Here is a 13227-nt window from a genome sequence, read left to right on the forward strand (position 1 = left end):
CATGCGATGAGCAAGGAGTCATAATGTTAGACGTAGTCGAACTGTCGCGCTTACAGTTTGCCTTGACCGCGATGTACCACTTCCTGTTTGTGCCGCTGACGCTCGGTATGGCGTTCCTGCTGGCCATCATGGAAACGGTATACGTTCTGTCCGGCAAACAGATTTATAAAGATATGACCAAGTTCTGGGGCAAGTTGTTTGGTATCAACTTTGCACTGGGCGTGGCTACCGGTTTGACCATGGAGTTCCAGTTCGGGACTAACTGGTCATATTATTCCCACTATGTAGGGGATATCTTCGGTGCGCCGCTGGCCATTGAAGGTCTGATGGCCTTCTTCCTCGAATCCACCTTTGTAGGTCTGTTCTTCTTCGGCTGGGACCGTCTGGGCAAAGTCCAGCATATGGCGGTGACCTGGCTGGTGGCATTAGGGTCTAACCTGTCCGCGCTGTGGATCCTGGTGGCAAACGGCTGGATGCAGAACCCGATTGCGTCTGATTTCAACTTCGAAACCATGCGTATGGAGATGGTCAGCTTTGCCGAGCTGGTCCTGAACCCGGTTGCTCAGGTTAAATTCGTCCACACCGTGGCCTCTGGCTATGTGTGCGGCGCGATGTTCATTCTGGGCATCAGCTCCTACTATATGCTGCGTGGTCGTGACTTCGCCTTCGCTAAACGTTCCTTTGCTATCGCTGCAAGCTTCGGTATGGCTGCCATCCTCTCCGTTATCGTGCTGGGTGATGAATCCGGTTATGAAATGGGTGACGTACAGAAAACCAAGCTCGCCGCAATCGAAGCTGAATGGGAAACCCAACCGGCCCCGGCTGCCTTTACCCTGTTCGGTATTCCGGACCAGGACGCCCAGGAAAACCGCTTCGCCATTCAAATTCCTTATGCGCTGGGTATCATCGCCACCCGTTCTGTTGACAAACAGGTGACGGGTCTGAAAGAGCTGATGGAGCAGCACGAAGGCCGTATCCGTAACGGTATGAAAGCCTACGCTCTGCTGGAACAGCTGCGTGCCGGTTCTACCGACCAGGCCGTTCGTGACCAGTTCAACGACGTGAAGAAAGATCTGGGCTACGGTCTGCTGCTGAAACGCTATACCCCGAACGTCTCCGACGCGACGGAAGCGCAGATCCAGATGGCAACCAAAGACTCTATTCCACGCGTAGCGCCACTCTACTTTGCATTCCGTATCATGGTAGGCTGCGGCATCATCATGCTGCTGATCATTGCGGCGTCCTTCTGGTCTGTGATTCGTAACCGCATCGGCGAGAAAAAATGGCTGCTGCGTACGGCGCTGTATGCTATCCCGCTGCCGTGGATCGCTATTGAGTCCGGCTGGTTTGTTGCGGAGTATGGACGTCAGCCATGGGCGATTGGTGAGGTGCTGCCAACGGCGGTGGCCAACTCCTCGCTGACAGCAGGCGATCTGATCTTCTCAATGCTGCTGATCTGTGGTCTCTACACCCTGTTCCTGGTGGCTGAACTGTTCCTGATGTTCAAGTTCGCGCGCCTTGGCCCAAGCAGCCTGAAAACCGGTCGCTATCACTACGAGCAGTCCGGTGTGACTACTCAGCCGGCACGCTAAGACAGGAGTCATCAAATGATCGATTATGAAGTATTGCGTTTTATCTGGTGGCTGTTGATCGGTGTTCTGCTGATCGGTTTTGCTGTCACGGATGGTTTCGACATGGGGGTGGGGATGCTCACCCGTTTCCTCGGTCGTAATGACACCGAGCGTCGAATCATGATCAACTCCATCGCCCCGCACTGGGACGGTAACCAGGTGTGGCTGATCACCGCAGGCGGCGCGCTGTTCGCTGCCTGGCCGATGGTTTACGCGGCTGCGTTCTCCGGTTTCTACGTGGCGATGATTCTGGTTCTGGCGTCTTTATTCTTCCGTCCGGTAGGTTTCGACTACCGTTCCAAGATTGAAGACACCCGCTGGCGTAACATGTGGGACTGGGGCATCTTCATTGGTAGCTTCGTTCCACCGCTGGTGATTGGTGTGGCATTCGGTAACCTGCTGCAAGGTGTACCGTTCCACATGGACGAGTACATGCGTCTTTACTACACCGGTAACTTCTTCCAGCTGCTGAATCCGTTTGGTCTGCTGGCAGGCGTAGTCAGTGTGGCGATGATCATCACCCAGGGCGCAACCTATCTGCAGATGCGTACTGTTGGTGAGCTGCATCTGCGTTCTCGTGCAACGGCTCAGGTTGCTGCCCTGATCACACTGGTCTGCTTCGCGCTGGCAGGTGTTTGGGTGGTCTACGGTATTGATGGTTACGTGGTGACGTCTGCCATTAACCACGTCGCGCCGTCTAACCCGCTGACCAAAGAAGTGGCGCGTGAGGCCGGTGCATGGCTGGTGAACTTCAACGCGATGCCTGTGCTGTGGGCTATTCCGGCGTTGGGTGTGTTGCTGCCGCTGCTGACGGTTCTGACGTCTCGTCTGGAAAAAGGCGCTCTGGCGTTCGTGTTCTCATCACTGACGCTGGCGTGCATCATCCTGACTGCAGGTATCGCTATGTTCCCATTCGTGATGCCATCCAGCACCATGCTGAATGCTAGCCTGACCATGTGGGATGCAACCTCCAGCCATATGACGCTGAACTTAATGACTTATGTTGCTTGCGTGTTCGTTCCGATTGTTCTGGCCTACACCATCTGGTGTTACTGGAAAATGTTCGGTCGTATCACTAAAGAACATATCGAAAGCAACACCCACTCTATGTACTAAGTAAGGAGCTGAATATGTGGTATTTCGCATGGATTTTAGGGACGCTTCTTGCCTGTGCTTTTGGTGTCATCACTGCCCTGGCGCTTGAGCACGTTGAAGCGACCAAAGCGGGTGAAGAAAAACACTAATGAATATTATCGCAACGTTATATGCGGTAATGGATAAGCGCCCGTTACGGGCGCTTTCTTTAGTGATGGCATTACTGCTGGCAGGGTGTATCTTCTGGGACCCTTCGCGTTTTGCAGCGAAGACCAGCGAGCTTGAGATCTGGCACGGCTTTCTCATTATGTGGGCGGTGTGCGCAGGTGTGATCCACGGCGTAGGCTTTCGTCCGAAAGCGATTCACTGGCAGGGCATTTTCTGCCCGCTTATTGCCGATATCGTGCTGCTTGCTGGATTGATTTTCTTCTTCTTCTGAATAAGAAATGTCCGTTAACCATATGGGCTTACCCGAGCCCATAAAAATTTACTCTCCGTTTACTTTCTCCCATTCCAAACCATCATTCCCGCGCGTATAGTAGCGAAGTTTAAAGCATAAACTTTTGTTGCATTACCGGGATGTAAAGTGAATACAACGCTGTTTCGATGGCCGGTTCGTGTCTATTACGAAGATACCGATGCCGGTGGTGTGGTTTACCACGCCAGCTACGTTGCTTTTTATGAACGGGCACGCACAGAGATGCTGCGCCATCATCACTTTAGTCAACAGGTACTGTTGGCTGAGCGAGTTGCCTTTGTGGTACGCAAGATGACGCTTGAGTATTTTGCGCCTGCCAGACTCGACGATATGCTCGAAGTCCAAACTGAAATTACATCAATGCGCGGAACCTCGCTGGTTTTCACGCAGCGGATAGTCAATGCAGAGAACACCGTACTTAACTCAGCTGAAGTACTGATTGTCTGTGTTGATCCAACCATAATGAAGCCTCGTGCGCTTCCTAAGTCTATTGTCGCGGAGTTTAAGCAGTGACTGACATGAATATCCTTGATTTGTTCCTGAAGGCAAGCCTTCTGGTTAAACTTATCATGCTGATTTTGATTGGTTTTTCAATCGCATCCTGGGCCATCATCATCCAGAGAACGCGTATTCTCAATGCGGCTGGCCGTGAAGCGGAAGCGTTTGAAGATAAGTTCTGGTCGGGTATCGAACTGTCCCGTCTGTATCAGGAAAGTCAGGGTCGTCGCGATAGTCTCGCTGGCTCCGAACAAATTTTCTACAGCGGATTCAAAGAGTTTGCCCGTCTGCATCGCGCGAACAGCCATGCACCTGAAGCGGTGGTGGAAGGGGCCTCGCGTGCGATGCGTATCTCCATGAACCGCGAGCTGGAAAATCTTGAAACGCACATTCCCTTCCTGGGAACGGTGGGGTCCATCAGCCCGTATATCGGCCTGTTTGGTACGGTGTGGGGGATCATGCATGCCTTTATCGCGCTGGGCGCAGTGAAGCAGGCGACGTTGCAGATGGTTGCACCGGGTATTGCAGAAGCACTGATTGCAACCGCTATCGGTCTGTTTGCGGCAATCCCGGCGGTTATGGCTTACAACCGTCTGAACCAGCGCGTGAATAAACTGGAACTGAACTACGACAACTTCATGGAAGAGTTCACCGCGATTCTGCACCGTCAGGCGTTTACCAGCACCGAGAGCAACAAGGGGTAAACCATGGCCAGATCGCGTGGACGAGGTCGTCGCGAGCTCAAGTCCGAAATCAATATCGTTCCGCTGTTGGACGTACTGCTGGTGTTGCTGCTGATCTTTATGGCGACAGCGCCCATCATTACCCAGAGCGTGGAAGTTGATCTGCCGGATGCGACAGAATCACAGGCGGTAAGCACCAATGACGATCCTCCGGTCATCATTGAGGTTTCCGGCGTAGGGCAATACAGCGTCGTGGTAGAGAAAGATCGTATGGATCAGCTACCGCCGGAGCAGGTGATTGCTGAAGCGCAACGACGCCTGGAGTCAAATCCGAAAACGGTCTTCTTAATCGGTGGTGCGAAAGACGTGCCTTACGATGAAATTATTAAAGCGCTGAACTTGCTACATAGTGCGGGTGTTAAGTCGGTTGGCTTAATGACTCAGCCTATTTGATCATCCGCGTAGTTTTTGGGAACCGATAGTGTCAAAGGCAACCGAACAGAACGACAAGCTTAAGCGAGCGATAATCGTCTCCGCAGTGCTGCATGTGATCCTTTTTGCAGGGCTGATCTGGAGTTCGTTCGACGAGCATATTGATGCATCAGGCGGCGGTGGCGGTTCTTCTATCGACGCCGTCATGGTGGATCCCGGTGCGGTCGTGCAGAACTATAACCGTCAGCAACAGCAGCAGGCGAGTGCAAAACGGGCTGAAGAGCAGCGAGAAAAACAGGCGCAACAGCAAGCGGAGGAACTGCGTGAAAAGCAGGCCGCCGAGCAGGAACGTCTGAAGCAGCTTGAGAAAGAGCGTTTGCAGGCGCAGGAAGCCGCGAAAGAGCAGGCACAACAGCAGAAGCAAGCCGAAGAGGCCGCGAAGAAAGCCCAGGAACAGCAAAAGCAGGCGGAAGAGGCGGCAGCGAAAGCCGCAGCGGATGCCAAAGCACAGGCTGATGCCCAGGCGAAATTAGCGGCAGAAGCGGCGAAGAAAGCCGCTGCCGACGCCCAGAAGAAAGCGGAAGCGGAAGCCGCGAAGAAAGCCGCCGCTGATGCTCAGAAGAAAGCGGAAGCAGAAGCCGCGAAAAAAGCCGCTGCTGATGCTCAGAAGAAAGCGGAAGCCGAAGCCGCGAAAAAAGCGGCTCAGGAAGCCGAGAAGAAAGCAGCTGCCGAGGCTGCGAAGAAAGCCGCTGCTGCCGAGAAAGCTGCCGCAGAAAAAGCCGCCGCTGCTGAAAAAGCGGCTGCGGAGAAGAAAGCTGCCGCCGAGAAAGCGGCTGCCGACAAAAAAGCTGCAGCTGAGAAGGCTGCTGCCGATAAAAAAGCGGCTGCTGAAAAAGCTGCAGCGAAAAAGGCTGCTGCAGAGAAAGCCGCTGCCGCTGCGGGCGTTGACGATCTGCTGGGCGATCTCAGTTCCGGTAAGAATGCGCCGAAAACAGGCGGTGGGGCGAAGGGGATTGGTCAGCCGTCTAAAGACAGCGGTACTTCGGGTGCCAACGGTGGTGCGACGGGGGCGGATATCAGCGCTTACGCTAAGCAGATTCAGGTGGCTATTCAGAGTCGCCTGTTTGATGCAGGCCTTTATCAGGGTAAACAGTGCGTGCTGCATATCAACCTTGCGCCAGACGGCCGGTTGAAAAATGTGACGTCTGAAGGGGGCGATCCTGCGCTTTGTCAGGCAGCATTGGCCGCAGCAAGATCGGCGAACATTCCTAAACCGCCTAGTGAGGCTGTTTATGAAAAGATAAAAGATGCCAAACTGGACTTTAAGCTGTAATCGACTCTCCTTACGGAAGTATGGAAAACAGTCTATTGTCGTAACCAGGGTTTAGTAGTTTTGTCTATTTGGGTTTGTTAACATTCTGCTAAATTATCGTGGGTAAGGTTACCCAGATAAGGGAGATATGATGAAGCAGGCATTACGTGTAGCATTTAGTTTCTTAATGCTGTGGGCAGCTGTACTGCACGCAGAAGTACGTATCGAGATCACCCAGGGGGTGGACTCGGCACGCCCAATCGGTGTAGTTCCATTCCAGTGGGCTGGCCCTGGTGCGGCGCCTGAAGATGCCGGCGGCATCGTGGCTGCTGACCTGCGTAACAGCGGTAAATTCAACCCGTTAGATCGTTCTCGTCTGCCTCAGCAGCCGGGTAGCGCGCAGGAAGTTCAACCTGCCGCGTGGTCTGCACTGGGCATTGATGCCGTGGTTGTGGGTCAGGTTACCCCTAACCCGGACGGCTCTTACAACGTGGCCTGGCAGCTGGTGGATACCGGCGGTGCACCGGGTACCGTTCTGGCTCAGAACTCTTACAAGGTCACTAAACAGTACCTGCGCTATGCGGCTCACGCTGCCAGCGATGCGGTATTCGAAAAACTGACCGGTATTAAAGGTGCGTTCCGTACCCGTATCGCCTATGTGGTACAGACCAACGGCGGCCAGTTCCCGTATGAGCTGCGCGTCTCTGACTACGACGGTTACAACCAGTTCCTGGTGAAACGCTCTTCTCAGCCACTGATGTCTCCAGCCTGGTCTCCGGACGGATCTAAACTGGCCTACGTGACCTTCGAAAGCGGTCGTTCTGCGCTGGTTATCCAGACGCTGGCTAACGGTGCTGTTCGTCAGGTGGCGTCGTTCCCGCGTCACAACGGTGCGCCTTCGTTCTCGCCGGACGGCTCTAAGCTGGCCTTTGCGCTGTCCAAAACCGGTAGCCTGAACCTGTACGTGATGGACATTGGTTCTGGTCAGATCCGTCAGGTGACGGATGGTCGCAGCAACAACACGGAACCATCATGGTTCCCGGACAGCCAGAACCTGGCGTTTACCTCTGACCAGGCAGGCCGTCCGCAAATCTATAAAGTGAACATCAACGGCGGTGCTCCGCAGCGTATCACCTGGGAAGGCTCTCAGAACCAGAACGCAGACGTGAGCAGCGACGGTAAATTTATGGTAATGGTCAGCTCCAACGGTGGGCAGCAGCACATTGCCAAACAAGATCTGGTAGCGGGTGGCGTCCAAGTTCTGTCGTCAACGTTCCTGGATGAAACGCCAAGTCTGGCACCTAACGGCACTATGGTAATCTACAGCTCTTCTCAGGGGATGGGATCTGTGCTGAATCTGGTTTCTACAGATGGGCGTTTCAAAGCGCGTATTCCGGCAACTGATGGACAGGTAAAATCTCCTGCCTGGTCGCCGTATCTGTAAATAATAATTAATTGATTACTAAAGGAATCATAGAAATGCAACTGAACAAAGTGCTGAAGGGGCTGATGATCGCTCTGCCTGTAATGGCAATCGCAGCGTGTTCTTCTAACAAGAACGCCAGCAATGACCAGAGCGGCGAAGGCATGATGGGTGCCGGCACCGGTATGGACGCGAACGGCAATGGCAACATGTCCTCTGAAGAGCAAGCGCGTCTTCAGATGCAGCAGCTGCAGCAGAACAACATCGTTTACTTCGATCTGGATAAATACGACATCCGTTCTGACTTCGCTGCGATGCTGGATGCTCACGCTAACTTCCTGCGTAGCAACCCGTCTTACAAAGTCACCGTAGAAGGTCACGCGGACGAACGTGGTACTCCAGAGTACAACATCTCCCTGGGTGAACGTCGTGCTAACGCTGTTAAAATGTACCTGCAGGGTAAAGGCGTTTCTGCTGACCAGATCTCCATCGTTTCTTACGGTAAAGAAAAACCTGCAGTACTGGGTCATGACGAAGCGGCTTACGCCAAAAACCGTCGTGCCGTACTGGTTTACTAAGAGAATTGCATGAGCAGTAACTTCAGACATCATCTGTTGAGTCTGTCGTTACTGGTTGGAATAGCGGCCCCCTGGGCCGCTTTTGCTCAGGCACCAATCAGTAGTGTCGGCTCAGGCTCGGTGGAAGACCGGGTCACTCAACTCGAGCGTATCTCTAACGCTCACAGTCAGCTTTTAACCCAACTCCAGCAACAACTTTCCGATAACCAAACTGATATCGACTCCCTCCGTGGTCAGATTCAGGAGAGCCAGTATCAGCTTAACCAGGTTGTGGAACGTCAAAAGCAGATCTTGCTGCAGATTGATAGCCTGAGCAGCGGGGGGGCAGCAGCGCAACCAGCAGCGGGCGATCAAAGCGGAGCGGCCACAGACGCGCCAGCGCCTTCAGCCGATGCCTCTGCTGTGACAGGGGCACCTGTGCAGAGCGGTGACGCGAACACGGATTACAACGCGGCCATTGCACTGGTACAGGATAAATCGCGCCAGGATGATGCTATCGTTGCGTTTCAGAACTTCGTTAAGAAATACCCGGATTCCACTTACCAGCCAAACGCAAATTACTGGCTGGGTCAGTTGAATTACAACAAGGGTAAAAAAGACGATGCGGCGTTTTATTTCGCTTCTGTGGTGAAAAATTACCCGAAATCGCCAAAAGCGCCTGATGCGATGTTTAAGGTCGGCGTGATCATGCAGGACAAAGGTGACACTGCGAAAGCCAAAGCGGTTTATCAGCAGGTGGTTGCAAAATTCCCGGGCACGGAAGGGGCCAAACAGGCGCAAAAACGTCTGAGTTCGATGGGATGATTATCGCATGACCAGAAATCGCGTTATTTCTGGTCGTGCAGCATGATTACTAAGCAGTTAAGTGATCTTCATCGAAATTTTTGTTGCGCAGAATTCTTAAATCAGTAATATATGCCGCCGTTGCCACGGGATATCAAACAACGTGAAAGCAGCGTAAAAGTGGGTCGTTAGCTCAGTTGGTAGAGCAGTTGACTTTTAATCAATTGGTCGCAGGTTCGAATCCTGCACGACCCACCACTTAAAGCAGTTCCGGCAGTACAGAGTGGGTGATTAGCTCAGTTGGTAGAGCATCTCCTTTACACGGAGGGGGTCGGCGGTTCGAGCCCGTCATCACCCACCACTCGGGTCGTTAGCTCAGTTGGTAGAGCAGTTGACTTTTAATCAATTGGTCGCAGGTTCGAATCCTGCACGACCCACCAATTTTAATGTCTTACTCAGATATTAAACGTGAAGGATAACGTTGCTTTAGCAACGGCCCGAAGGGCGAGGCGAAGCCGAGTCATCCTGCACGACCCACCACTTCAAACGTGGAACCGAGTAAAATCTTCGAAGTCAGCACCCGAACGGGTCGTTAGCTCAGTTGGTAGAGCAGTTGACTTTTAATCAATTGGTCGCAGGTTCGAATCCTGCACGACCCACCACTTCGAAGAAAAATCCCGCAAGGGGTCGTTAGCTCAGTTGGTAGAGCAGTTGACTTTTAATCAATTGGTCGCAGGTTCGAATCCTGCACGACCCACCAATGTTAAAAAGCGCCCTAAAGGCGCTTTTTTGCTATCTGCGATACAACAAATGCTCAGCACATCTATTCCCGGTGACTTTTCACTCCAGATTCGCTATCTTGTTTAGTATACAAAACACAATTGCCCTGCGTTTTGCTATGTCAGGCAAAAGAAAGGCAATATTGTTAAGCCAGTAAAACGAGAAGCCATAATGAGCGTGATGTTTGATCCTGAAGCCGCAATCTATCCCTTCCCGCCGAAGCCTGTTCCGCTGAGCATGGATGAAAAGCAGTTCTACCGTGAGAAAATCAAGCGTCTTCTCAAAGAGCGAGATGCCGTGATGGTGGCACATTACTACACCGACCCGGAAATCCAGCAGCTGGCGGAAGAGACCGGAGGCTGTATTTCTGACTCTCTGGAGATGGCGCGCTTTGGTGCAAAACATCCTGCTTCCACGCTCCTGGTTGCGGGGGTGCGTTTTATGGGGGAAACGGCAAAAATCCTTAGCCCTGAAAAAACTATCCTGATGCCAACGCTGAACGCGGAGTGTTCACTGGATCTCGGCTGTCCGATTGACGAATTCTCGGCCTTCTGCGATGCCCATCCTGACCGGACCGTGGTGGTGTACGCCAATACGTCGGCAGCAGTGAAAGCGCGCGCAGACTGGGTTGTTACGTCGAGCATCGCCGTTGAACTGATTGAGCACCTGGACAGCCTGGGTGAGAAAATTATCTGGGCACCTGACCGCCACCTTGGAAACTACGTCCAGAAGCAGACCGGGGCAGACGTGCTCTGCTGGCAGGGCGCCTGCATCGTTCATGACGAGTTCAAGACGCAGGCACTGTCCCGCATGAAGGCGCTTTACCCTGACGCCGCTATTCTTGTCCATCCTGAATCACCACAGTCGATTGTCGACATGGCCGATGCCGTGGGTTCAACCAGCCAGCTTATTAATGCTGCCAGAACGTTGCCGCATAAGCAGCTTATTGTGGCGACCGATCGCGGTATCTTCTACAAGATGCAGCAGGCCGTGCCGGAGAAAGAGCTCCTCGAAGCGCCAACCGCAGGCGAGGGAGCCACGTGCCGCAGCTGTGCGCACTGTCCGTGGATGGCGATGAACGGCCTGAAAGCGATTGCCGAAGGGTTAGAAACCGGCGGTGCGGCGCATGAGATCCATGTGGATGCCGCTCTGCGTGAAGGCGCGTTAGTTCCACTTAACCGCATGCTGGATTTTGCGGCTACACTACGTACTTAATTCACTACGTCCCGGGGAAAAGATGGATTTTTTTAGCACACAAAACATTCTGGTTCATATACCGATTGGTGCAGGTGGCTATGACCTGTCATGGATTGAGGCCGTTGGCACGCTGGCGGGATTACTCTGTATCTGGCTCGCAAGCCTGGAGAAGATCAGCAATTACGCGTTCGGGCTCATTAACGTTACGCTGTTTGCGATTATCTTCTTCCAGATCCAGCTCTACGCAAGCTTGCTTTTGCAGCTGTTCTTTTTTGCGGCCAATATCTATGGGTGGTACGCGTGGTCTCGGCAGAACAGCCAGCAGGAGGCCGAGCTGCAGATCCGCTGGTTACCCTTGCCGAAAGCCATCGCCTGGTTTGTCGCGTGTGTGGTCGCCATTGGTTTAATGACGGTCTACATCAACCCGGTATTTGCTTTCCTGACCCGTATTGCTGTGGCGGCCATGTCCGGCATCGGGTTACAGGTGACAATGCCTGTGCTTCAGCCGGATGCTTTCCCGTTCTGGGATTCCTGCATGATGGTGCTGTCCATTGCGGCGATGATCCTGATGACCCGTAAATACGTTGAGAACTGGCTGCTGTGGGTCATCATCAATGTCATCAGCGTGGTGATTTTCGCCCTGCAGGGCGTCTATGCGATGTCTCTGGAATATCTGCTGTTGACCTTCATTGCCCTGAACGGAAGCCGGATGTGGATTAACAGCGCGCGTGAGCGAGGCTCTCACGCGCTCTCCAGTTAATGGTGGTGATGATGTGAATGGTCGGACTGCGCCTCATTCAGGTGGCAATCCGGCCCGTTACAGGGCTGGTACTCCATCTGGATGGTCGCGTGACCAATTTCATAGTGATGTTCAAGAAAGTGCTGGATGCGTTCGAGCAGCGCATCGTGGTCGTGCGGCGGGATCACCTGGACGTGCAACGTCATAACCGCTTTCTCGCCCACCAGCCAGACGTGCACGTGGTGGACGTTACGTACTTCAGGAACTGAACGATGCAGATTACGCTTTAACTCGGCGATATCCACAGAGGCGGGCGCCCCCTCCAGCAACTCATTGACGCTCTCCTTCAATAGCCGCCAGGCGCTGCGTAACACCAGACACGAGACCAGTACAGAAAGAATAGGGTCGACAGGCGTCCAGCCAGTGTAGAGGATCACCAGTGCGGCAACAATGGCTCCCACCGAGCCCAGTAAATCTCCCATCACATGCAGAGCCGCGGCGCGTACGTTAAGGTTCTTTTCACCACTGCCGCGATGCAAAATCCAGAAGGCCAGAAGATTGGCAAGCAGCCCCGCCACGGCGATCGCCATCATTGTCATCCCGGCGACCGGCTGAGGGTGTCTGAAGCGCTGAATGGCCTCCCAGACGATAAGAAGGGTAATGACCACCAGCGCAATCGCATTAACAAACGCGGCAAGCGTCGTCAGCCTCAGCCAGCCGAATGTATGGCGTGCATTAGGAGGACGACGGGCAAACTGTACGGCCAGGAGGGCAAAAAGCAGCGCTGCTGCATCGGTAAGCATATGTCCGGCGTCAGCCAGCAGCGCCAGGGAGCCGGAGATCAAACCGCCGATGATCTCAATAATCATGAAGGTGGCGGTAACGCCGAAGGCCAGCAGCAGGCGTTTAGCGTTGTCGTCGCCGGAGGCGTGGGAATGCGTGTGTGCCATGTTATCTTTCCTGATTCGTTATTGTTATTAGTGTAGCGTTTTTAATAAGTTACTCAAAAAGAAAGGAGAGCCTGAGCTCTCCTTTCGCAGTTAAATCCCTAACCGGTTACTGGGTTGTACCATCCGTTTTGGTATTGGCATCATCGCCCACTTTGTCATTCGCGTCCGGGCAACGGCCGTCTTTACACATCGTGTTTTTGTGAACCTCATCCTTGCTCATATTGTCATGATTCATGGTGCCTGAGTCGGTACCATCAGGGTGCAGCATCGTGCCGCCGGTATTCGTGTTCCCGTTATTAATTTGGCTGTTATCGACATTGTTCGGGGCGACATTCTGTTTGGCATCAGGGGCCACCTGGCCTGCTGACGCAGCCGCGTTAGCATCGCCGTTACCCGATGAGCTCGTTTCAGCCGCAAGAACGCTGCCGCTTGTCAGGGTGAGGGTTGCCGTCAGGAAGAGAGTTGCCAGTTTCGTCATTTTCATCATGGTGCTCCTGTTCTTGTCGTTACGCTGGATAACATTCTCCAACAGTGCATCTTTTTCAGAGGCGAAAGATCCCGCCAGACGGACTTACGTCAGTAGGGAATCGCGTTTAATAAAGCAAATATGGTTGTTACAGTTAAAAAGCTTAGGTTAGATCTCGTTTT

At 53.3% G+C, this 13227-nt stretch carries 15 protein-coding genes and 5 tRNA genes; 18 read left to right on the forward strand and 2 right to left on the reverse strand.

Annotated elements, in window-relative coordinates:
- The first annotated feature begins 23 nt into the window (after positions 1 to 23).
- From cydA to pnuC, 18 genes are all read left to right on the forward strand, one after another.
- Entirely contained in the window at positions 24 to 1592 is a 1569-nt protein-coding gene (cydA, locus tag ACQG2G_RS06305; RefSeq protein WP_013097536.1) for a cytochrome ubiquinol oxidase subunit I, read from the forward strand.
- A gap of 15 nt (positions 1593 to 1607) precedes the next feature.
- Entirely contained in the window at positions 1608 to 2747 is a 1140-nt protein-coding gene (gene cydB, locus ACQG2G_RS06310) for a cytochrome d ubiquinol oxidase subunit II (protein WP_013097535.1), read from the forward strand.
- Positions 2748 to 2761: 14 nt separating this feature from the next.
- On the forward strand, positions 2762 to 2875 hold the full coding sequence (cydX, locus tag ACQG2G_RS06315) for a cytochrome bd-I oxidase subunit CydX (RefSeq protein WP_003858598.1): 114 nt from the start codon (positions 2762 to 2764) through the stop codon (positions 2873 to 2875).
- On the forward strand, positions 2875 to 3165 hold the full coding sequence (gene ybgE, locus ACQG2G_RS06320; RefSeq protein WP_038418916.1) for a cyd operon protein YbgE: 291 nt from the start codon (positions 2875 to 2877) through the stop codon (positions 3163 to 3165). Before cydX ends, ybgE begins: the two co-directional genes overlap by 1 nt.
- Before the next feature lie 147 nt (positions 3166 to 3312).
- The gene (ybgC, locus tag ACQG2G_RS06325) at positions 3313 to 3717 is read left to right on the forward strand and encodes a tol-pal system-associated acyl-CoA thioesterase (RefSeq protein ID WP_003858593.1); all 405 of its coding nucleotides are present in this window, start codon (positions 3313 to 3315) and stop codon (positions 3715 to 3717) included.
- Positions 3714 to 4406 carry a Tol-Pal system protein TolQ gene (gene tolQ, locus ACQG2G_RS06330; RefSeq protein ID WP_013097532.1) on the forward strand — a complete coding sequence of 231 codons (693 nt, stop codon included), beginning with the start codon at positions 3714 to 3716 and terminating at the stop codon, positions 4404 to 4406. The genes ybgC and tolQ overlap by 4 nt, the downstream gene beginning before the upstream one ends.
- A 3-nt stretch (positions 4407 to 4409) precedes the next feature.
- The gene (tolR, locus tag ACQG2G_RS06335; protein ID WP_003858589.1) at positions 4410 to 4838 is read left to right on the forward strand and encodes a colicin uptake protein TolR; all 429 of its coding nucleotides are present in this window, start codon (positions 4410 to 4412) and stop codon (positions 4836 to 4838) included.
- A gap of 28 nt (positions 4839 to 4866) precedes the next feature.
- Positions 4867 to 6150 (forward strand): cell envelope integrity protein TolA, encoded by a 1284-nt coding sequence (tolA, locus tag ACQG2G_RS06340; protein WP_061771788.1) that lies wholly within the window; start codon positions 4867 to 4869, stop codon positions 6148 to 6150.
- Positions 6151 to 6280: 130 nt separating this feature from the next.
- Entirely contained in the window at positions 6281 to 7573 is a 1293-nt protein-coding gene (gene tolB / locus ACQG2G_RS06345) for a Tol-Pal system beta propeller repeat protein TolB (RefSeq protein WP_013097529.1), read from the forward strand.
- A gap of 35 nt (positions 7574 to 7608) precedes the next feature.
- Positions 7609 to 8130, forward strand: a complete 522-nt coding sequence (pal, locus tag ACQG2G_RS06350; RefSeq protein WP_006177214.1) for a peptidoglycan-associated lipoprotein Pal — start codon at positions 7609 to 7611, stop codon at positions 8128 to 8130.
- A 9-nt stretch (positions 8131 to 8139) separates the two neighbouring features.
- The gene (cpoB, locus tag ACQG2G_RS06355) at positions 8140 to 8934 is read left to right on the forward strand and encodes a cell division protein CpoB (protein WP_061771787.1); all 795 of its coding nucleotides are present in this window, start codon (positions 8140 to 8142) and stop codon (positions 8932 to 8934) included.
- Between the two features lie 161 nt (positions 8935 to 9095).
- Positions 9096 to 9171: transfer RNA gene (locus tag ACQG2G_RS06360), tRNA-Lys, on the forward strand.
- A 27-nt stretch (positions 9172 to 9198) separates the two neighbouring features.
- Positions 9199 to 9274, forward strand: a tRNA-Val gene (locus tag ACQG2G_RS06365).
- Positions 9275 to 9277: 3 nt separating this feature from the next.
- Positions 9278 to 9353: transfer RNA gene (locus ACQG2G_RS06370), tRNA-Lys, on the forward strand.
- Between the two features lie 146 nt (positions 9354 to 9499).
- Positions 9500 to 9575 (forward strand) — tRNA-Lys (locus tag ACQG2G_RS06375).
- Between the two features lie 22 nt (positions 9576 to 9597).
- Positions 9598 to 9673: transfer RNA gene (locus tag ACQG2G_RS06380), tRNA-Lys, on the forward strand.
- Positions 9674 to 9864: 191 nt separating this feature from the next.
- Positions 9865 to 10908: a quinolinate synthase NadA gene (nadA, locus tag ACQG2G_RS06385; protein ID WP_048971046.1), complete on the forward strand. Its 1044-nt coding sequence runs from the start codon at positions 9865 to 9867 to the stop codon at positions 10906 to 10908.
- 22 nt (positions 10909 to 10930) lie between these two features.
- Positions 10931 to 11650 carry a nicotinamide riboside transporter PnuC gene (gene pnuC / locus ACQG2G_RS06390; protein WP_020685075.1) on the forward strand — a complete coding sequence of 240 codons (720 nt, stop codon included), beginning with the start codon at positions 10931 to 10933 and terminating at the stop codon, positions 11648 to 11650.
- Here pnuC and zitB read toward each other — a convergent pair.
- Complete coding sequence (gene zitB / locus ACQG2G_RS06395; protein WP_248078725.1) at positions 11647 to 12579, reverse strand: CDF family zinc transporter ZitB; 933 nt, start codon at positions 12577 to 12579, stop codon at positions 11647 to 11649. The genes pnuC and zitB overlap by 4 nt on opposite strands.
- Positions 12580 to 12685: 106 nt before the next feature.
- The gene (locus ACQG2G_RS06400; RefSeq protein WP_061772169.1) at positions 12686 to 13063 is read right to left on the reverse strand and encodes a YbgS-like family protein; all 378 of its coding nucleotides are present in this window, start codon (positions 13061 to 13063) and stop codon (positions 12686 to 12688) included.
- Between the last annotated feature and the right edge of the window lie 164 nt (positions 13064 to 13227).

The organism is Enterobacter cloacae complex sp. 382A5, from assembly GCF_050031095.1.
GTDB lineage: Bacteria > Pseudomonadota > Gammaproteobacteria > Enterobacterales > Enterobacteriaceae > Enterobacter > Enterobacter cloacae.

Excerpts from the sequence above, each read along its gene's own strand:
- zitB (WP_248078725.1), bottom strand. The coding sequence starts at position 12,579 with ATGGCACACACGCATTCCCACGCCTCCGGCGACGACAACGCTAAACGC.
- cpoB (WP_061771787.1), top strand. The coding sequence starts at position 8,140 with ATGAGCAGTAACTTCAGACATCATCTGTTGAGTCTGTCGTTACTGGTT.
- nadA (WP_048971046.1), top strand. The coding sequence starts at position 9,865 with ATGAGCGTGATGTTTGATCCTGAAGCCGCAATCTATCCCTTCCCGCCG.
- pal (WP_006177214.1), top strand. The coding sequence starts at position 7,609 with ATGCAACTGAACAAAGTGCTGAAGGGGCTGATGATCGCTCTGCCTGTA.
- pnuC (WP_020685075.1), top strand. The coding sequence starts at position 10,931 with ATGGATTTTTTTAGCACACAAAACATTCTGGTTCATATACCGATTGGT.
- ybgE (WP_038418916.1), top strand. The coding sequence starts at position 2,875 with ATGAATATTATCGCAACGTTATATGCGGTAATGGATAAGCGCCCGTTA.
- cydA (WP_013097536.1), top strand. The coding sequence starts at position 24 with ATGTTAGACGTAGTCGAACTGTCGCGCTTACAGTTTGCCTTGACCGCG.
- tolR (WP_003858589.1), top strand. The coding sequence starts at position 4,410 with ATGGCCAGATCGCGTGGACGAGGTCGTCGCGAGCTCAAGTCCGAAATC.
- tolB (WP_013097529.1), top strand. The coding sequence starts at position 6,281 with ATGAAGCAGGCATTACGTGTAGCATTTAGTTTCTTAATGCTGTGGGCA.
- ACQG2G_RS06400 (WP_061772169.1), bottom strand. The coding sequence starts at position 13,063 with ATGAAAATGACGAAACTGGCAACTCTCTTCCTGACGGCAACCCTCACC.
- cydB (WP_013097535.1), top strand. The coding sequence starts at position 1,608 with ATGATCGATTATGAAGTATTGCGTTTTATCTGGTGGCTGTTGATCGGT.
- cydX (WP_003858598.1), top strand. The coding sequence starts at position 2,762 with ATGTGGTATTTCGCATGGATTTTAGGGACGCTTCTTGCCTGTGCTTTT.